The organism is Pseudomonas sp. A214 (genome assembly GCF_900156295.1).
GTDB classification, from domain to species: Bacteria; Pseudomonadota; Gammaproteobacteria; order Pseudomonadales; family Pseudomonadaceae; genus Aquipseudomonas; species Aquipseudomonas rhizophila.
This window is the reverse complement of sequence record NZ_LT707062.1, coordinates 2,363,285-2,382,652: the sequence shown is the minus strand read 5'-3', so window position 1 is coordinate 2,382,652 and position 19,368 is coordinate 2,363,285. Positions and strand designations below refer to the sequence as shown.

Below are 19,368 nucleotides of genomic sequence, written 5' to 3'. Positions count from 1 at the left end.
AAGGGTTCAAAAATGCCTGTGGATAAAACTACTGGTCGTAGCCTTCGAGCGCCTTGAGCTTGACCTCCGCCAACGGATGGCCGGCTTTTGCCGCCAAACCCCACCAGCGCGCCGCTTCTATCGGATCCGGCGCCTTGCTGGCGGAACCGGCCAGGCTGATCACACCGACTTGATAGGCAGCCTTGCCATCACCGGCCAGCGCCGCCAGGCGCAACAGGCGAACACCTTCTTCCCGGGCACCCAAGCCCTGGCCGCGGAACGTCAGGATATGCCCATAGAAACTTTGCGCGCCGACGTCCCCCAGGTTCGCCATGCGGGCAAATTGACCTTCCAGCCAGGACCAGCCACGGGGCTGTCGAACAAACCAGGACCAATGAAACAATCGACGCGCCAGCCAGTAACCGGCCCGCGCCTTGATGCGCCAGAGCATTCAGGCCTCCGCTGATTCGGGGTACTCGTATTCGAATACCCGGACCACTTCCGAGGCGTGCCAGGAAGCGGCCGCGACACCATCGGAAGGCCCGGAAAAGCGCCCAAGACGCTCAACGCACTCGAAGAAGCCGGTACGCGGCAACCGGCTTGCCCCCTGGCTGATGACCAACGAACTTCGCAGCGGCTGTTCAGCCCGGGCATCCAGTGCTGCCAAGTGTTCAAGGGCCGCAGTCAAGGTCTGCATGGCCGGGCTGGGAAGCTGCAAACGCTCCAGCAAGGCCCGGTACGTCAACAAATGGCGCTGGCGGCGCGCCTGATCCAGTTCACCCAACAACCCATCCCAATGCTGCCGACTGATACGAACACTCACGATTGATCCCTCCAACCCGGCACCGTCAACTCCCAGGCCAAACTGCGCCGAATCGCGGCATCGGGCTGACGCTCGCCACTTTCGATCATGGCCAGATAAGACGGGCTTATACCTACTGTGCGGGCCAACGCCTCAATGGCGATGCCCTTCCCTTCGCGCAAACTGCGTAGTTGATCCAGACCAGGAAGAACCTGGCCGGGTGCCGCCGCGTGACGGACTGTGGCTTCCTGCGGCGGAGCTTGATTGATGCCGGCTGCCTTCAATAGCGACTGGTACTGATCCCACGGTAAAACCGCGTATTCGGGCTCTCCGTCGCGTGTGATTATTTGAATATCCATGTCTACCCCGTAGGACAACAACACTTAGCGAGTCAGCTTTTTCCTTGGAAGTGTAATCCTAATAGCGGCTAAGGTCGCGGGGCGATCAATCTCATAAGGCAAACAGAACCGGATCAGTGCTTTTTCTGCCCTTGGAGCTGGAGCTGTTCCGGGGTGTCGGGAAGCCGCTCGACTTGAGCGAGCTTTTCGGGGGATTGCCGATAGCGCCAGGCGCGGAAGGCTTCGAGTTCACTGTCGAGGGTCTTCATGATCCACGCCAGTACGGCGATATCGTCAAACATGCCGAACATGGGCAGGAAATCCGGAATCGCGTCCAGGGGGCTGAGGAAGTACATCAGCCCGGCCACGATCGACAGCAGCGACTTGGCGCTGACGGCCCGATATTCGCCACGCCAGTAGGCCAGGCACAGGGCCTGCAGCAAACGCAGATCCTCCTTGAGCTTGCCTAACCGACCGCCCTCTCGGGCGCCTTTGCTGGCGACGGCAAACAACAACGTCGGCAATCGACCGCGGGCCAGCAGTCGTCCTGCCAGCGGCAGAAAACGCGCAAAATTCCACGGAGCCTTCATGTTTTCTCCCACTGAAATGTTATCCACACAAATTGTGGATAACCTTGTGAACAGAGCTGCATTTACGCGCTGAAGCCCCCGTCAAATAAGGCCCCCAGTCAGATCGGGCGTTTTTTACTCACATAAAAAAACCCAATATTTCATTGACTTGACGGCCCGACTGGGTCTAGCACAGCGTCTGTATTGCCTATGACTATAACCCGCGCCGAGCGTTCGGTTTTTTGCCGTTTACCAACGCCCGGATACGACAACGCCCCGCATAAGCGAGGCGTTGTCGTTATAGCAGCCGCGGTTACTTGGCTGCGTCTTCTTTTGCCGGATCCTTGATCCCCAGCAGTTCCAGGTCAAACACCAGAACCGAATTGGCGGGGATGGCCGGGCTCGGGCTTTGGGCGCCGTAGGCCAGTTCGCTCGGGATGTACAGTTTGTACTTCTCGCCGACATGCATCAGTTGCAGGCCTTCGACCCAACCCGGGATCACACCGCTGACCGGCAGGTCAATCGGGCTGCCACGCTCCACGGAGCTGTCGAACACCTTACCGTCAGTCAACTTACCGGTGTAGTGAACAGTCACGACATCAGTCGGCTTAGGCTGAGGGCCGTCGGCTTTCTTGACCACTTCGTACTGCAGGCCGGAAGCGGTGGTGGTAACACCTTCCTTCTTGCCGTTTTCCTCGAGGAATTTTTTGCCGGCGGCTGCCGACTCTTCGCTCATCTTGGCCATACGCTCTTCGGCACGCTTTTGCAGTGCGGCAAAGGCTTCGACCAGTTCTTCGTCTTTCAGCTTCTGTTCTTTCTTGCCGACGGCATCTTCGATGCCCTGGGCCACTGCTTTGGAATCCAGGTCATCCATACCTTCCTGAGCCAGGCTTTTGCCCATGTTCAGGCCAATGCCGTAGGAAGCTTTCTGCGCCGGGGTTTTCAGCTCTACGCTGGTCTGCGAGTCACAACCCGCGAGTACCAGGCCAACCAGGGCCACCGCCGCCGCCAACCGATGCTGTTTCATGCTATTTCCTTGTTCATGCGCCAAAAGGGCAATCGAGTAAAGCCGCGAGCTTATCAGGCGGCCACGACCAATGGCTACCGGCATGTGAGCAGCAAAGCACTGATAAGTTCACGGTCCCAAACGCTTTTTAATCCTGGGCGGATGAAGCATCTGTCATCTATTACGTACAGGGACAAATTGCCACTCCCCCGCAGCCCCATCGGTAATGGCCACTTGCCGGCCACGCGGCACTGAGGCATAAGGGCATATCAAAAAAAACAAGGACGTTACTGTGCGCCTGCTATCTCGCCTTCTCTTGTTGCTCCTTGCGCTGCTCGTCATCGCCGTGGCCGTGGTGCTCTATTACGTTGCCAATCCTCGTCTGCCGACCTATACACCGGTGGAACAGGTGCATTATCTGGATCAATGGAGCGCCGCCGAACGCCAGACGTACTATTTCACCCCTCAGGGCACTCAAGTCAAAGGCCTGCGCTACGACTGGTTCACCGCCCTCGAATTGCCGTTCTCGCAACAGCGCTTCGCTTCGCCTGAATACCTGGCTCGATTCGGCTTTCTGGTGGACCCGGCGCAGAAACCCTCGGCGGACAATCCCGGCAATCTGCCCGTAGGTTTCACCCGCCACCAGAATCCGGGCAGCGCCGACCAGTTCCTGGATATCACCTGCGCCGCCTGTCACACCGGTGAGCTGCGCTTCAAGGGCCAGGCGATACGGATCGACGGGGGCTCGGCCCAGCACGTCCTGCCTTCCAGCGTTCCTACATTACGCGGTGGCAGTTTCGGACAAGCATTGGTCGCCAGCCTGGCCTCGACCTACTACAACCCCTGGAAATTCGAACGCTTTGCCCGCCAGGTACTGGGGCAGGACTACGACGCCCGCCATGAACAGCTGCGCAAATCATTCAAAGCCTCTCTGGATACATTCTTGCGCGTGGCCTGGAACGACACTCATCGCGGCCTCTACCCCACCGAAGAAGGACCTGGCCGTACAGATGCCTTTGGACGGATTGCCAATGCCAGCTTCGGCGATGCCATCTCCGACAAGAATTACCGGATCGCCAACGCACCTGTGGATTACCCGCAGTTATGGGACATATGGACATTCGACTGGGTGCAGTGGAACGGTTCGGCCCAGCAACCGATGGCCCGCAACGTCGGCGAAGCACTGGGTGTTGGCGCCACGTTGAATTTTTTCGACGCCCAGGGCAAACCATTACAAGGTGATGCGCGATACCCCTCCAGCGTGCGCGTTCGCGATCTGCACAAGATTGAAGAAACCCTGCAGTTGCTCAAGGCCCCGGAGTGGCCTCAGGAACTGCTTGGCCCTATCGATATGCCGTTGGCCGCACAAGGCCGGGCGCTGTTCGTCGAAAACTGTGCCGGCTGCCATGTCCCCAACGTGGTTCAAGGTCCTGACAGGCCCGTCCAGCACCTGAACATGTTGCCGGTGAAGGTGATCGGCACCGATCCGGGTACCGCTAACAACATTGCCGACCACCGTTTCGATCTGACCAGCCTGCAATGGAATCCGGCCGAACTGGCCAAACTGGACGTACAACTGCATCCGACCCCGACGACGCCGCTGGATTTGAGCCAGGTTTCGGTCGCCAAAGGCTTGGCCTACGTTACCGCGTTCGTGGAAGAGCGGGCTTACCGTGACGCGGGCGTCACACCGCTGGAGCGCCCGGCGCTGGACGGTTTTGGCCTGCCCATCGGCGTACGTGAACTACGCGCCTACAAAGCCCGGCCCCTGGCTGGCGTCTGGGCCACGCCGCCCTTCCTGCATAACGGCTCGGTGCCGACGATCTATCAATTGCTGTCTCCCCAGGACGAACGGGCGATCACCTTCTATAAAGGCAGCTTCGAATACGACCCACGGCACCTGGGCTATCGCACAGAAGCCTTCACGAATGGCTTTTTGTTCGACACCCGGATTACCGGCAACCACAACAGTGGTCATGAGTTTCGCGCTGGTGAGCGGGGTAACGGCGTGATCGGTCGGCTGCTGCAGCCACAGGAACGCTGGGCGTTGCTGGAGTACCTCAAGGTACTGGGCGGGCCGCTGGAGTCGCAACTGTGATGATGAACCCCTCAGGCAAAAGGATTGACCCATGCTGATTACGCTCTGGCTGCGCCTCGGCGCCTTTTTGGGCAAGACGCTCCTGTGGTTGCTGGGCATCGGGCTGCTCGGCTGGGCGCTGGCCACGGCCTGGTTCGCCTGGCAACACAGCGGGCCGGTCTCGGATAAAGAGCAGATTCCACCCGGCGAAGCGGCCATGACCCAGGACATCATCCAGACCGCCATCCGTATCGTCGATCAGCACCGCGAAGGCACGCGCTACCTGCGTGATGCCCATGCCAAAGCCCACGGCTGCGTCATGGCGCAAGTGCAGGTGCCGGACAATCTGCCAGCACCGTTGCGCCAGGGTGTATTTGCCGAGCCGGGGAAGGTCTGGCAAGCGACGATTCGCTTGTCCAACGGCAACGCCTACCCACAGTTCGACAGCCTGCGCGATGCGCGAGGGATGGCGATCAAGCTGCTGGGCGTGCCGGGCAAACAATTGCTGGGGGACCGACAGTCACAAGGTGAACAGGATTTTGTGATGTTCAATCATCCGAACTTCTTCGTCAGCGATGTCGCCGAATATCGTCAGAATGTAGCCGCCCAGGCCGATGGAAAAAAGGCGATGGCGTTCTTTCCGAGCCTGGATCCCCGGAGCTGGCAGATCCGCCACCTGTTCATCGCCCTGGAGACACTTTCACCGGCCCCTGACAGCCCGACCCAGACCACGTATTTTTCGGTATCGCCCTACAAGTTTGGCGAGGCCAACGCGAAATTTCGCGTAGCGCCCGACCCGGATAACTGCCCGAGCTACACCCTGCCCGCACAAAACCAGGCACTGCCGAATTTCTTGCGAAGTGCACTGACGCAACAGTTATCCACAGACCGGATACCGGCGTGTTTTGTCCTGCAGATCCAGCGCCAGGACCCGAGCAAGTTCATGCCGATCGAAGACACCAGTATTGAATGGCGAGAAAGTGACGCACCGTTCGAGACAGTGGCGCGAATCACCGTGCCGGCCCAGGATTTCGATACGCCCAAGCTGAACCTGGCCTGCGACAACCAGTCCTTCAACCCGTGGTTCGGCATTGAGGCCCATCGCCCCATCGGCGGCATCAACCGTTTGCGCAAAGCGGTGTATGAGGCGGTCAGCGATTACCGTCATAGCCGCAATGCCGAGCAGTAAATAACGGAGCATGGGATTCAATCTTTTTTTTGGGGCTGCTGCGCAGCCCATCGGGGATAAGCGAACAGCCTTGCGCCGTTGCCTCGCCACTTCAACCGTGCTTGGTGTTCACCAGTTCTGCAATCAGAAAATCCTTGAACGCAGAAACCGCCGCCGGCAAATTGCGTCCAGCCATGCTTTGCAGTTCGATGCGCCGTGCCTGCATCCCTTCATCCAGGATTGGCAGGCACTGCAACTGCTTGTCCGCCACCTGTTTGTGCAAGGTCATCTCGCTGGCCAGGCTAATGACGCCTTCCTCGCGGACGAAGCTGTAAAGCGCGGCCACGTAATTAGTGGTCAGTACCGGATCGAACAACAACCCCTGTACACCACAACAAATGTCGAACAGTTGCCGTATCGTGGTATCGGCCTTAGGCAACGCAATGGGCCAGGGTTGCAACTCGGCGAGGCTGACCGCTTCACGCCCGGCCAAGGGGTGGGAATTGGAAACCACCGCAAAAATCGCCCCGCTCAAGACATGTTCAACCTTGATTTCCTTCTGCGGTGACAAGCTGAAGGTCATCGCCAGATCGGCTTCGCCGGAACGTACTTTTTCAGTCGCTTGCGCAGGCGCGCAAACCTCCAATGTGAAATGGATGCCCTGGTACTCACGCCTGAATGCGCTGATGCTCCTGGGCATGTACTCCAATGCAAAACCTTCCGAGCAGGCGACATGCACATGCCCCCGCTGCAAGCCATGCAGCTCGGTAATTTCCAGCACCACCTGCTCTGCCTCAAGTTGCGACTTGCGCGCATATGCCGCCAATCGCGTCCCGGCCTCGCTGAGCACCATGCCTCGGGCACGACGCTCAAACAGGCTGGCATCCAGAGCCAACTCAAGCTTGGAAATCTGTCGGCTCACCGCTGACGCCGCAACATTGAGCCGCAGCGAAGCTTCACTGACCGATCCGCACCTGGCTACTTCCAGGAAATAGCGCAATGCCGTGGACTGCACGCCATACAGCTGCATCGGAACCTCCGAGCATTGCCTTTTTGGCAAAGAAAGTATCGAAAGATTGTACTTGTGGCATTGATAGCCTTTCCCTACATTCGTGTCCAGACCAAAAAAAACATCGCCTGAGCTTCTCCTCCTCATTTACCGCATTTGCGATTCGCTGCCCTTTGATTCAACCACTCTCGCCAACGGAGACGACGGCATGGGCATCAAAGGTTTCGCCTGCAGTATCGCGCTGATGGGTTTGATCAACAGCTTTGCGGCTCATGCCGACAAAGCCAACGACACCCTGGTTTACGCTTCCGACAGCGAACCTGAAAACGTCAGCCCCTATCACAACGATCTCCGCGAAGGAGTGATTCTCGGCCGGCTGATCTGGGACAACCTGATCTACCGCGATCCCACCAGCGGCGAATACAAGCCCATGCTGGCCACCGGCTGGAAACAGGTCGACGACACCACCATCGACCTTGAGCTACGCAAAGGCGTCAAATTCCACAACGGCGACCCCTTCACCGCCGACGACGTGGTGTTCACCCTCAACTACGTGGTGTCGCCCGAAGCGAAAGTCGTGACCGTGCAAAACGTAGACTGGATCAAGAGCGCCGAAAAAACCGGTGACTACAGTGTCCGCCTGTATTTGAAGAAGCCTTTCCCTCCTGCGCTGGAATACCTGTCCAACGCCGTTCCGATGTTCCCCAAGCAATACTTCGAGAAGGTCGGCCTGGCCGAATTCAGTCGCAAGCCAGTGGGCACCGGACCGTATAAGGCCCTGTCGGTGGTGGCCGGCGAAGGCGTGAGCATGGCGATCAACAAGGACTACTTTGCGGACAGCCCACAAGGCAAGCCACATATCGCTCACCTCAAGTTTCGGGTAATCCCGGATGCAGAAACTCGCCTGGCGGAGTTGATGACCGGCGGTGTCGACTGGATCTGGCGCGTCACCTCGGATCAGGCAATCGACCTCAAAGGTATACCGAACCTCACCGTGACCAGCGCCGAAACCATGCGCATCGGTTTCCTGATTCTTGATGCTCGAGGCACCTCCAGCGAAAACTCGCCCATGAAAAACCTCAAGGTGCGTCAAGCGATCAACCATGCAATCAACCGCGAGGCACTGGCGACGCAGTTGGTGGGTGGCGAAGCCAAGCCCTTACAGGTTGCGTGTTATCCACGCCAGTTCGGTTGCGATACCTCTGCGGCCACTGTCTACAACTTTGACCCGGCCAAAGCCCGCGCGCTGCTCGCCGAGGCCGGTTACCCAAATGGCTTCGAGACGGAAATATTCGCTTATCGCGACCGTGATTACGTCGAAGCCATCATCGGTAACCTGCGCGCGGTGGGCATCAACGCCAAGCTGCGCTACTTGAAGTACGCCGCCCTGCGTGATCAGCAACGTGGCGGTAAGGTGCCCATGTCGTTCCAGGCCTGGGGCTCGTTCTCGATCCTCGACACTTCGGCGTCGGCCGGCACCTGGTTCAAGGGCAATCCGGACGACAACATCAAAGACCCGCAAGTCCAAAACTGGTTGCAGAGCGCCGATAACGCCCTCGATCCGCAAGTGCGCAAGGACAACTACCGCAAGGCGTTGCAGCGCATCAGCGAACAGGCGTACTGGGCCCCGCTGTTCAACTACTCGATGAACTACGCCTACACCTCCGAACTGGCATTCACGCCGTATCCGGATGAACTGCCGCGTTTCGTTCAGTCCAGTTGGAAGTAATCCGCAACCGGGCGGATTGAGCGAGCGATTCCGTGGCGCGTGGGCCAGCCCCCCACGGCCACGTCCTCCACCTGTCATCCATTGAACATGAGGAAACTTGCCATGCTTGGGTTCCTTCTACGCCGTCTGGGCATCGCTTTTTGCGTCGCCATTACCGTGTCGGTGATCAGCTTCTCTCTGTTGCATCTGTCCGGCGACCTGGCCACGGCCATTGGCGGGCCGGAAGCCACCAGCGAACAGATCGAACAGATCCGTGTGCAATACGGCTTGAACAAACCGCTTCCCACCCAGTACGTCAACTGGCTGGGCGGTTTGCTGCGGCTGGACCTGGGCAACTCCTTTTTCTTTCAGGAGTCGGTCTATAACCTCGTCGCCAGCCGTTTGCCGATTACTCTCGGATTAGGTGCCATGGCGCTGGGAATCGCCTTGCTGGTGGCGATTCCCCTGGGCGTACTGGCCGCGATCAAACGCGACACCTGGGTTGATCGACTGGCCTTGAGCATCGCGGTACTGGGCCAGGCAATGCCCAGCTTCTGGTTTGCGCTGATGTTGATCGTAGTGTTTGCGGTGACGCTCAAGTGGCTGCCAGTCTCCGGCAACTCAAGCATGCTGCATTTCGTCATGCCGGCCATTGCCTTGGGGTACTACGCAACGCCGGCCATCATGCGCCTGACCCGCGCAGGCATGCTGGATGTGCTCAGTTGCGATTACATCCGCACCGCTCGCGCCAAGGGGCTGCGCCCTGCGCAGGTGTTGTTCAAGCATGCATTGCGCAATGCATTGATTCCGGTCGTCGCACTGGCAGCGGTGGAGTTCGGCTTCATGCTCGGCGGTTCGGTGGTGATCGAAACCGTGTTCTCCCTGCAAGGCATCGGACAACTCGCCTGGGACGCCATCGCCCGTGACGACTTCCCGGTAGTCCAGGCCGTGGTCCTGCTGATTGCGGTGATCTACATCATCCTCACCTTGCTGGCCGATGTGCTCAACGCACTGCTCGACCCGCGCATTCGCGTGCGCTAGGAGCCCTTCATGAGTACCCCCGTTACCCTGGCGATCAACGACTACCTGCCCCCACCAAGCAGCCTGAGCCGGGTGCTTGGCAAAAGCTTTCGCCACCGCGGCTTCGCCATCGGCAGTGCGTTGCTGCTGATCATTTTTGCTGGTGCGCTGTTCGCGCCATGGCTGGCGCCTTATGACCCTTATGCGCAAGACGTGATGTTGCGCATGAAGCCTCCGGTCTGGATGGCTAACGGCACTTGGGAATATGTCTTGGGCACCGACAAGCTGGGCCGCGATTACCTCTCACGGTTGCTCTACGGCGCCCGTATTTCACTGTTTATCGGCGTTGCGGCGGCGCTGATTTCCGGCGTCATCGGCACCGTCATGGGTCTGCTGGCCGGTTACTACGGTGGCAAGGTGGATGCGTTTATCAGCTACCTGATCACCACTCGGCTGGCGCTGCCTGTGGTCATGGTGGCCCTGGCCTCTGCCTCGTTGATGGGCGGCTCGCTGAAGGTGGTGATCATTCTGCTCGGTTGCCTGCTCTGGGACCGCTTCGCCGTGGTGGTTCGGGCCTCGGTGCAACAAATTCGCGATGCCGAATATGTTGCCTCGGCACAAGCCCTGGGCTGTTCGACCCTGCGCATTCTGGTCAGTGAAATCCTGCCCAATCTGGTTGGCGCGCTGATCGTGGTCGCGACCCTGGAAATGGCCCACGCGATCCTGCTGGAGTCAGCGCTGTCGTTCCTCGGGGTGGGCGTACAACCGCCGACGCCGTCCTGGGGACTGATGATCGCAGAGGGCAAACCCTACATGTTCTTTTCCCCGTGGGTCATCGCCATCCCAGGCATCGCCCTGATGATTCTGGTGCTGGGCATCAACCTGGTCGGCGACGGCCTGCGCGATCTGATCCTGCCCGATGGCCGCAACTGAGACTGATAGAGGAGTACCGGACATGGCACTACTCCATGTTGAAAACCTGCGGGTGGACATTCCCATGGGCCATAACCCGACTGCGGATGACATGCTGCATGCGGTGCGCGGCCTGGATTTCCAGGTCGAGCGCGGCGAGATGCTGTGCATTGTCGGAGAGTCCGGCTGCGGCAAATCCCTGACCTCGCTGGCACTCATGGACCTGCTGCCCCGCAAGGCCAAGCGCACCGCCAGCCGACTGACACTGGACGGCATCGACCTGCTCGGCCAGAGCGAGCGAAGCATGTGCGACCTGCGCGGCAACCGCCTGGCGATGATCTTCCAGGAGCCCATGACCGCGCTGAACCCGGCCTACAGCATTGGCGACCAGCTCAGTGAAGTGTTGACCCGGCACCGCAAGGTGTCGCGCAAGGATGCGCTGGCCCGCGCCGCGCAGATGCTGGAAAAAGTCGGCATCAGCAATGCCGGCGAGCGTCTGCGTCAGTACCCGCATCAACTCTCCGGGGGGTTGCGCCAGCGGGTGATTATCGCCATGGCGTTGATGTGCGAGCCCGACCTGATCATCGCTGACGAGCCGACCACCGCACTGGACGTGACCATTCAGGCGCAAATCCTGCGCCTGATCCGCGATATACAGAAAGAACTGGGGCTGGCGGTGATCTTTATCACCCACGACCTTGGCCTGGTGGCCCGCATCGCCGACCGGGTTGCCGTGATGTATGCCGGGGAAATCGTCGAAAGCGCTCCCGCCCGACAACTCTTCGAGAACCCGCGGCATCCGTACACCCGTGGCCTGCTGGCCAGCATCCCGATTCCAGGGCGGACCAAACCGGGCGAAGCGCTGGGTTCGATTCCCGGTCTGGTGCCGAGCCTGGTGGGTGAACAACACGGGTGTGCCTTTCGCAATCGTTGCGCGCACACCGTCCAGGCGTGTGCCCGGGATGTGCCCGAAGTGCACCAGGACGGACATATGGCGCGCTGCCTACTGGCGGCTTCTGGGCCGAAACCGATACTGATCAAAGAGAGTGCCCGCTCATGAAAAAAGACATCGCTCTGGAGCTGTGCGATATCCGTCGCGAGTTCCGTATCAGCAAAGGCTTTTTCAAACCTGCCGCCACACTGAAAGCGGTTGATGGCGTATCACTGCGCCTGATGCGCGGTGAAACCCTCGGTCTGGTGGGTGAGTCCGGTTGCGGCAAAAGCACCCTGGCCAAGATCCTGCTCGGCCTGCTACAGCCCACTCAAGGCGACGTGCTGGTCAATGGCAAACATCTGGCAGCGACAGATCGCAAGGAGATGTCCCGGCGTATCCAGCCGATCTTCCAGGATCCGTATTCATCGCTGAACCCCCGCAAGACCCTGCGCGAAATCATCACCCTGCCGTTGATCGTCCACGACATCGGCACGGCCACCGAGCGCCGCAAGAAAACCGAACAAATGCTGGATGTAGTCGGCCTTCCCAAGCGCGTGATCGATAGCTATCCAGCCCAGTTATCCGGCGGCCAGCGCCAGCGCGTGGCGATTGCCAGGGCGCTGGTCATGCGTCCTGATGTGTTGATCTGCGACGAGCCGACTTCGGCGCTGGACGTGTCAGTGCAGGCGCAGATCCTCAATCTGTTGCAAGACCTCAAGCGCGAATTCGGCCTGACCTATTTGCTGATCAGCCACAACCTGGCGGTTATCGAGCACCTCGCCGACCGGGTGGCCGTGATGTATCTGGGGCGTATTGTCGAAGAACGCACCCGCCAGTCGCTGTTCGCCGAACCCGGCCATCCGTATACCCGCGCATTGCTCGATTCGGTGCTGACCCCCGATCCGCGCTTGGGCATTCCAGACATCGGCCTGCACGGCGCCTTCCCCAACCCGATGTCCCCGCCAACCGGCTGCACCTTTCACCCGCGCTGCCCGAACTGCATGGACCGTTGCAAAACGGCCTATCCGGCCAACGATCCAATTATCGGCGGCAACGTACGTTGCCACCTGCACGACAGTCCCACCCAAACACTGGAGCTTGTCCACTCATGAGTCGTTCCCAGGCCATCAGCAACACCCTCGAACAGTTCGACAACGGTGCTTTTTTCAACCTGCTCGAACGTAGTGTCGCCCTGCCCACCGAAAGCCAGGCGCAAGACAGCCAACCTGAGTTGTATCGCTACCTCAACGAGTTCATCACTCCGCATGTCGAGGCGCTGGGTTTCAGCGTAAAAATCTACGACAACCCGGTAGCGGAACGCGGACCATTCATGATCGCCACGCGCATTGAACACCCGCAGCTGCCCACCGTACTCAGCTATGGTCATGGTGATGTGGTGCGCGGCTATGCGGCACAATGGCGTGAAGGCTTGTCACCGTGGCAAGTCACCGTCGAAGGTGATCGCTGGTACGGGCGCGGCACCGCCGATAACAAAGGCCAGCACCTGATCAACATCACCGCGCTGGAGCAGACCCTCAAGGCCCGCGAAGGCAAGCTCGGCTTCAACGTCAAACTGCTGCTGGAAATGGGCGAAGAAGAAGGTTCCCCCGGCCTCAATGCGTTCTGTGCCGCCCACCGCAAGGAGCTGGCGGCGGATATCTTCATCGCCTCGGACGGCCCGCGTCTGGCCGCAACACGGCCTACCATTTTTCTAGGCTCACGCGGGGTGTTCAACTTCGAGCTGGCGGTCAATCTGCGCGAAGGCGCACACCACTCCGGTAATTGGGGCGGGCTGCTGGCCAATCCCGGCATCATCCTGGCCAACGCCATCGCCAGCATGATCGACGAACATGGCCGGGTAAAAGTCGAGGGCTTGCAGCCCAGCGCACTGCCGGATTCGGTGCGACAGGCGCTGGCCGACATCGAAGTCGGTGGCGGGCCGGATGATCCGCAAATCGACGCCAACTGGGGCCACCCGGATCTGTCGCTGAGCGAGAAAGTCTTTGGCTGGAACACCCTCGATGTCATTGCCTTCAAGACTGGCAATCCAGACGCCCCGGTGCATGCAATCCCCGGCAAGGCCAACGCTCATTGCCATATCCGCTTTGTGGTAAACAGCGATTACACGACCTTTATCCCCGCCGTGCGCGCTCACCTGGACGCCCATGGTTTCAACAATGTCGAGGTCACGCAAAGCCGCATCGATGTCATGCACGCCACCCGGCTCGACCCGCAAAGCCCATGGGTCAACTGGGCGCTCGACTCGTTGACGCAAACCACCGGAAAGAAACCGGCGCTGCTGCCCAACCTTGGCGGCTCATTGCCCAACGACGTGTTTGCCGACGTGCTCGGCCTGCCGACCTTGTGGGTGCCGCATTCGTACCCGGCCTGTTCACAACATGCGCCCAACGAGCACTTGCTGGCACCGGTGGTCAAAGAAAGTCTGCAGATCATGGCCGGGCTGTTCTGGGACCTGGGTAACGATGCGGCACGTCTGAGCGAGGAGCATCGGGCACGGGAGCGTGCGCAATGAGCGAGACCCACCAACAGGCACTGGACTGGCTCGCCGGCCAGCGCCCCGCCATGGAGTCGTTGTTGCAGCGTCTGGTCGATACCGACTCCAACAGCTATGACAAGGCGGGGGTCGATGCCGTAGGCGCATTGCTCGCAGCGGAACTGGAGGCCGACGGTATCGAGCTCAAGCGGATGCCGGTCGAAGGTTTTGGCGACGTACTGCTTGCCCAAGTGCCCGGCGAGGCTGGCAAGCCGGTGCTGTTGCTGGGCCATCGCGACACGGTATTCCCCAAGGGCACGACCACCACCCGTGGCTTCAGCCGCGATGGCGACCTCGCCTACGGCCCCGGCGTAGCCGACATGAAAGGTGGGTTGGTGCTCAACTGCTTCGCCCTCAAGGCACTCAAGCGCGCCGGTCCTTTGCCCTGCCCGGTGCAGGTGCTCTATACCGGTGACGAAGAAATCGGCTCTGGCAGCGCCCGCAGCCATATCGAAAGCACCGCCAAATCAGCCCGCGCCGTACTCAATACCGAGCCGGGACGGGCCAGCGGCAATGTGGTCAGCGCCCGTAAAGGCGGGGCCACACTGGTCATCGAAGTCAGTGGCCGCGCTGCGCACGCCGGCGTCAACCATGCCGACGGGGCCAGCGCCATCGAGGCGCTGGCCCGAAAGATCGTCAAACTGCATGCCCTGACCGATTACCCCGCAGGCATCACCACCAATATCGGGCTGATCGCCGGCGGCACCTCCAGCAACACTGTCGCGCCCAACGCCTCGGCCAAGCTGGATGTACGGTTTATCGAGTCGCAACACTGGAAGCAGATATTCGCCGCCATCCAAGGCATCGTCGCTGAAGAGGAACTGCCCGGCACGAGCGCCATCCTCAAGGAAGCGACGACCTTCCTGCCGATGGAAGCACGGCACAGCGAGCAACTGCTGCACATCTATCAACAACAAGCACTGGCGCTAGGCTTCAGTGTCGAGGGCGAATTCACCGGCGGCTGCGCCGATTCCGGGTTCACCGCCAGCTTGGGCATTCCAACCCTGTGTGGCCTCGGGCCGGTGGGTGGCAAAGTCCACACCGATCGTGAATACCTGGAACTGGACACGCTGGTTCCACGCGCCCAGGCCTTGGTGGCAACCATTCTGGCCGTCGGCGAGAACCGTTGAGGCAATGAGCCTCTACCCATCACCGGGAGTACTTTCATGCATACGATTTCGCAATCCGCAGTCTGGATAAAAGCGCCATTAACGGATGTGGGTGTCGTTATTGTGACCAGTGCCGAGCTGCCCAAATACCTCATCGACGCGTTGCAGGTGGCGATCAAGGACTGGGACCAGGTGGCCTATCTGGTCGTCAAGCAGTCGCATGAGTTCATGCTCGACTGGCTCAGAGCCGGGTCTGAGGCATCGGAATCGAATCCATCCAGCCTGTGTCATGCCAGCCAATTGCTGCGCTCAGTATCGAAAGGCTGCTACCTGCTTGATGTCGAAGTCAGCCCGCTGCCTAGCCTGACTTGGCTGGGATCTGTCTGCGGCCACACATTGCGCTTCGTTAAACTGGGTAAGGTCGAGTTAACCGATGCTGCGATGGATAAGCAGGTGGAGGAGATCTTGTCGGTGGCCAGGGACCTGGCAAAAAGTGTCTTGCAAGAGCGCTATAGCGCCTGATGGGGCCGGGTCCCGCGCTGCTCAGCAAGTGCGACATTGAACCTGTGGCAAGGGAGTTTGCTCCCCGCCACAACTTACTCACCGCTAGCGTCAACGCTTTACGGACTTGAAGCGCAATCATCCGTTGCGGAACAGGAAGCTATAGGCGTTCAGCGCGGGAACCCCGCCCAAATGCGCATAAAGCACTTTCGAGCCTTCAGGGAACTCACCACGACGCACCATATCAATCATCCCGTGCATGGATTTACCTTCATACACCGGGTCTGTCAGTACGCCCTCAAGGCTCGCGCACAGTCGGATAGCTTCCAGCGTGCCGTCGTTGGGCAAGCCATATTCCGGGTAGGCGAAGCGCGTATCGAGGACCACGTCCTCTTCAGTGATCTCCCGACCCAGCTCCACCAGCTCAGCGGTGTGCCGGGCAATGCGCAGAATCTGTGCCTTGGTCTGCTCCGGTTTGGCCGAGGCGTCGATACCGATGACGTTCTTCGAGCGGCCGTCGGCAGCGAAACCGACCACCATGCCGGCCTGGGTACTACCGGTCACCGAACAGACCACAATGTAATCAAACTTGAAGCCCAGTTCTTTTTCCTGCTGCCGTACCTCTTCGGCGAAACCCACGAACCCGAGGCCGCCGTAGGGATGCTCGGAACACCCCGCCGGGATCGGGAATGGCTTGCCACCTCGCTCGACCACGTCGCTCATGGCCTTCTCCCAGCTGGGACGAATGCCGATGTCAAACCCGGCGGCGTCCAGACGTACCTCTGCGCCCATGATCCGGGACATCTCGATATTGCCTACCCGGTCATACACCGCATCGGAGTAGTTCACCCAGTTTTCCTGCACCAGTACGCACTTCATGCCCAGGTGAGCAGCGACGGCGGCTACCTGGCGGGTCTGGTTCGACTGGATTCCGCCGATGGAAACCAGGGTATCGCAGCCTTGCTCAAGCGCTTCGGGAATCAGGTATTCAAGCTTGCGGGTTTTGTTCCCGCCGAAAGCCAGGCCACTGTTGCAGTCTTCACGCTTGGCATACAACTGCACCTTGCCGCCCAAATGTTCGCTGAGACGCTTCAAGGGGGTGATGGGAGAGGGACCAAAGGTCAGCGGATAACGTTCGAAACGATTCAGGTTCATGACTCTGCTCCTTGTGTATTGAATATCCAAGCACCAGGCCGAAAGACAAAGGCTGCCTTCCAGGCTATTTCAGGGGGGGCTTCGATGAGTTCAATATTAAGAAGAATATGAAAAATATGTGTTGCAAGTTTAAGGTACTTAAAGAACTATTATTTACGCAAACAATTACAGAACATACTTTAGTTGTTCGGGAAGAGAGATGAGCGCAACAAATAATCACAAGAAGCCTGAAGAAACAGCTGCGGCGCCGCAACCGCTTGATCGAACCGACCGAGCGATTCTCAAGACCCTGCAGCGCGATGCCTCCATCTCCAATGTGGCGCTTGCAGAGAAGGTGAAACTGAGCGCGCCGGCTTGCCTCAGGCGCGTCGAACGGCTCAAGCAGGCCGGCCTGATCAAGGGCATCGTCGCATTGCTGGACAGTGAGGCGCTGGACGCGGGAATGGTGGTGTTGATCGGCGTGGTACTGGACCGCTCCACACCGCAATCCTTTGCAGATTTCGAGGCGGCCGCACAAAAGGTATCCGGCTGTATGGAATGCCATGTGGTGACGGGAGAATTCGACTATTTCATGTTGCTGCGAACCAAGGACAGCCACAGCTTCAATCGACTGCATGCCGAACAGTTGCTTTACCTGCCCGGTGTTCGGCAGATCCGCTCGTTCATGGGGTTGCGCCAGGTCTTGTCGACGACCCACATACCCATTTGATGCTCATATCCGCCGAGGGGCAGCACCTGCTATATCACGGCCGTGCCGTTTGCTGGGCTGCTGATGGATTGCGATGAAACGCCATAAACGAAAAAAGCGGCCAAAGGCCGCTTATTCGGTAGCTTCCAGGCGTTCAGTGGGCCTAAGTGGAAGCGAATATGGCGCAGCGGACGGGACTCGAACCCGCGACCCCCGGCGTGACAGGCCGGTATTCTAACCGACTGAACTACCGCTGCGCGTAACATTGAAAGCTTGGTGGGTGATGACGGGATCGAACCGCCGACATTCTGCTTGTAAGGCAGACGCTCTCCCAGCTGAGCTAATCACCCTTCACTTTCGATGCGGGGCGCATTCTCTCACAAATTTTCGTAACGTGCTGATTTAATTAACTATTCAGCAAAAAATGTGATTAACGTGCACCGCAGGAACTGCAAACAGCAAAAAGCCCGCGTTAGCGGGCTTTCTGTGGTGATCTGGCGTTCAGTGTTCCAGATTACCGAATATGGCGCAGCGGACGGGACTCGAACCCGCGACCCCCGGCGTGACAGGCCGGTATTCTAACCGACTGAACTACCGCTGCGCGTAACACTTTGGAGCGAATGGTGGGTGATGACGGGATCGAACCGCCGACATTCTGCTTGTAAGGCAGACGCTCTCCCAGCTGAGCTAATCACCCTTCGCTTTCGGTGTGGCGCGCATTCTACGGAGCGTCCTCAAAGCTGGCAAGCACTTTTTAATTTAATTTTTTCAGGCCTTCCAAAGGCTTAGCGAAGGGTTGGCCTATGGCGCCGCGAAGAGAATAATGCCCCCCTTTGTATAAAGGAGAGACTCACCCCATGTGGTTCAAAAACCTGCTTATCTATCGCCTGACCCAAGATCTGCCTTTTGATGCCGAGGCGTTGGAAACTGCACTGGCCAGCAAACTGGCGCGTCCATGTGCAAGCCAGGAGTTGACCACTTACGGTTTCGTCGCGCCGTTCGGTAAAGGCGAAGACGCACCTCTGGTGCACATCAGCCAGGATTTCCTGCTGATCGCCGCACGCAAGGAAGAACGCATCCTGCCAGGCAGCGTCGTACGCGATGCCCTGAAAGAAAAGGTCGAAGAGATCGAAGCCGAACAAATGCGCAAGGTCTATAAAAAGGAACGGGACCAGCTCAAGGATGAAATCATCCAGGCGTTTCTGCCTCGCGCGTTCATTCGTCGCTCGTCCACCTTCGCCGCCATCGCACCGAAACAGGGTCTGATCCTGGTCAACTCCGCCAGCCCGAAACGCGCCGAAGACCTGCTCTCCACCCTGCGCGAAGTCCTCGGCTCGCTGCCGGTACGCCCACTGACCGTGAAAACCGCACCCACCGCCATCATGACCGACTGGGTCAAGACCCAGAAAGCCGCCGACGATTTCTTCGTGCTGGATGAATGCGAGCTGCGCGACACTCATGAAGATGGCGGCATTGTGCGTTGCAAGCGTCAGGACCTGACCAGCGACGAAATCCAGTTGCACTTGAACACCGGCAAGGTGGTGACCCAACTGTCGCTGGCCTGGCAGGACAAGCTGTCTTTCGTGCTCGACGACAAAATGGTGGTCAAGCGCCTGAAATTCGAAGACTTGCTGCAGGATCAGGCGGAACAGGACGGCGGCGACGAGGCCCTCGGCCAACTGGACGCCAGCTTCACGCTGATGATGTTGACGTTTGGCGAGTTCCTGCCGGCGCTGGTAGAAGCGTTGGGTGGTGAAGAGATGCCTCAGGGGATCTGACAGCCCAATGATTACCCTTGTGGGAGCGAGCCTGCTCGCGATGGCAGAGTGACAGTTACCG

General features: G+C 59.2%; 19 protein-coding genes and 4 tRNA genes. 12 read left to right on the top strand and 11 right to left on the bottom strand.

Translation table 11 applies throughout. From position 1 onward, the window contains the following. Positions 1-28: 28 nt before the first annotated feature. The 5 genes from BW979_RS10740 to BW979_RS10720 form a co-directional block, all read right to left on the bottom strand. The gene (locus tag BW979_RS10740; RefSeq protein ID WP_047230478.1) at positions 29-430 is read right to left on the bottom strand and encodes a hypothetical protein; all 402 of its coding nucleotides are present in this window, start codon (positions 428-430) and stop codon (positions 29-31) included. Next, a complete protein-coding gene (locus BW979_RS10735; RefSeq protein ID WP_003179080.1) occupies positions 431-802 on the bottom strand; it encodes a hypothetical protein in 372 nt (123 codons plus the stop codon). After that, positions 799-1,140 (bottom strand): helix-turn-helix domain-containing protein, encoded by a 342-nt coding sequence (locus tag BW979_RS10730; RefSeq protein WP_076386572.1) that lies wholly within the window; start codon positions 1,138-1,140, stop codon positions 799-801. Before BW979_RS10730 ends, BW979_RS10735 begins: the two co-directional genes overlap by 4 nt. Positions 1,141-1,253: 113 nt before the next feature. Further along, complete coding sequence (locus BW979_RS10725) at positions 1,254-1,709, bottom strand: YkvA family protein (protein WP_076383782.1); 456 nt, start codon at positions 1,707-1,709, stop codon at positions 1,254-1,256. Positions 1,710-2,001: 292 nt separating this feature from the next. Continuing rightward, entirely contained in the window at positions 2,002-2,715 is a 714-nt protein-coding gene (locus BW979_RS10720; protein ID WP_076383781.1) for an FKBP-type peptidyl-prolyl cis-trans isomerase, read from the bottom strand. Between the two features lie 271 nt (positions 2,716-2,986). Between BW979_RS10720 and BW979_RS10715 the strand changes: the two genes are divergently transcribed. Continuing rightward, positions 2,987-4,792, top strand: coding sequence for a di-heme-cytochrome C peroxidase (locus BW979_RS10715; protein WP_076383780.1), 1,806 nt, complete (start codon positions 2,987-2,989; stop codon positions 4,790-4,792). A 31-nt stretch (positions 4,793-4,823) separates the two neighbouring features. Beyond that, a complete protein-coding gene (locus BW979_RS10710) occupies positions 4,824-5,960 on the top strand; it encodes a catalase family protein (protein WP_047230473.1) in 1,137 nt (378 codons plus the stop codon). Positions 5,961-6,051: 91 nt separating this feature from the next. Here BW979_RS10710 and BW979_RS10705 read toward each other — a convergent pair whose 3' ends face one another. After that, on the bottom strand, positions 6,052-6,969 hold the full coding sequence (locus BW979_RS10705) for a LysR substrate-binding domain-containing protein (RefSeq protein WP_076383779.1): 918 nt from the start codon (positions 6,967-6,969) through the stop codon (positions 6,052-6,054). A gap of 187 nt (positions 6,970-7,156) precedes the next feature. On the opposite strand from BW979_RS10705, the gene BW979_RS10700 reads away from it, so the two are divergent. From BW979_RS10700 to BW979_RS10665, 8 genes are all read left to right on the top strand, one after another. After that, on the top strand, positions 7,157-8,677 hold the full coding sequence (locus tag BW979_RS10700) for an ABC transporter substrate-binding protein (RefSeq protein WP_047230471.1): 1,521 nt from the start codon (positions 7,157-7,159) through the stop codon (positions 8,675-8,677). A 102-nt stretch (positions 8,678-8,779) separates the two neighbouring features. Continuing rightward, positions 8,780-9,697, top strand: a complete 918-nt coding sequence (locus tag BW979_RS10695; RefSeq protein ID WP_047230470.1) for an ABC transporter permease — start codon at positions 8,780-8,782, stop codon at positions 9,695-9,697. A 9-nt stretch (positions 9,698-9,706) separates the two neighbouring features. Next, positions 9,707-10,609 (top strand): ABC transporter permease, encoded by a 903-nt coding sequence (locus tag BW979_RS10690; protein WP_047230469.1) that lies wholly within the window; start codon positions 9,707-9,709, stop codon positions 10,607-10,609. A gap of 22 nt (positions 10,610-10,631) precedes the next feature. After that, positions 10,632-11,648 carry an ABC transporter ATP-binding protein gene (locus BW979_RS10685; RefSeq protein WP_076383778.1) on the top strand — a complete coding sequence of 339 codons (1,017 nt, stop codon included), beginning with the start codon at positions 10,632-10,634 and terminating at the stop codon, positions 11,646-11,648. Further along, entirely contained in the window at positions 11,645-12,634 is a 990-nt protein-coding gene (locus BW979_RS10680; RefSeq protein ID WP_076383777.1) for an ABC transporter ATP-binding protein, read from the top strand. Before BW979_RS10685 ends, BW979_RS10680 begins: the two co-directional genes overlap by 4 nt. Next, positions 12,631-14,055 (top strand): M20 family metallopeptidase, encoded by a 1,425-nt coding sequence (locus BW979_RS10675; protein ID WP_076383776.1) that lies wholly within the window; start codon positions 12,631-12,633, stop codon positions 14,053-14,055. The genes BW979_RS10680 and BW979_RS10675 overlap by 4 nt, the downstream gene beginning before the upstream one ends. Next, complete coding sequence (locus BW979_RS10670; protein WP_076383775.1) at positions 14,052-15,206, top strand: M20 family metallopeptidase; 1,155 nt, start codon at positions 14,052-14,054, stop codon at positions 15,204-15,206. The genes BW979_RS10675 and BW979_RS10670 overlap by 4 nt, the downstream gene beginning before the upstream one ends. Positions 15,207-15,242: 36 nt before the next feature. Continuing rightward, complete coding sequence (locus BW979_RS10665; RefSeq protein WP_076383774.1) at positions 15,243-15,707, top strand: transketolase; 465 nt, start codon at positions 15,243-15,245, stop codon at positions 15,705-15,707. A 117-nt stretch (positions 15,708-15,824) separates the two neighbouring features. On the opposite strand, the gene BW979_RS10660 is transcribed toward BW979_RS10665, so the two are convergent. Continuing rightward, positions 15,825-16,841, bottom strand: coding sequence for a 1-aminocyclopropane-1-carboxylate deaminase (locus BW979_RS10660; protein ID WP_047230463.1), 1,017 nt, complete (start codon positions 16,839-16,841; stop codon positions 15,825-15,827). Positions 16,842-17,040: 199 nt separating this feature from the next. Between BW979_RS10660 and BW979_RS10655 the strand changes: the two genes are divergently transcribed. Beyond that, positions 17,041-17,550, top strand: a complete 510-nt coding sequence (locus BW979_RS10655) for an Lrp/AsnC family transcriptional regulator (protein ID WP_047230462.1) — start codon at positions 17,041-17,043, stop codon at positions 17,548-17,550. 159 nt (positions 17,551-17,709) lie between these two features. Here the strand turns inward: BW979_RS10655 and BW979_RS10650 are convergent. The 4 genes from BW979_RS10650 to BW979_RS10635 all read right to left on the bottom strand — a co-directional run bounded on the left by BW979_RS10650 (position 17,710) and on the right by BW979_RS10635 (position 18,226). Next, positions 17,710-17,786 (bottom strand) — tRNA-Asp (locus BW979_RS10650). A gap of 17 nt (positions 17,787-17,803) precedes the next feature. Then, positions 17,804-17,879 (bottom strand) — tRNA-Val (locus BW979_RS10645). A 174-nt stretch (positions 17,880-18,053) separates the two neighbouring features. Beyond that, positions 18,054-18,130, bottom strand: a tRNA-Asp gene (locus BW979_RS10640). A 20-nt stretch (positions 18,131-18,150) separates the two neighbouring features. Beyond that, positions 18,151-18,226 (bottom strand) — tRNA-Val (locus BW979_RS10635). Positions 18,227-18,386: 160 nt separating this feature from the next. Between BW979_RS10635 and rdgC the strand changes: the two genes are divergently transcribed. Continuing rightward, on the top strand, positions 18,387-19,307 hold the full coding sequence (rdgC, locus tag BW979_RS10630) for a recombination-associated protein RdgC (protein ID WP_047228694.1): 921 nt from the start codon (positions 18,387-18,389) through the stop codon (positions 19,305-19,307). Positions 19,308-19,368 lie beyond the last annotated feature (61 nt).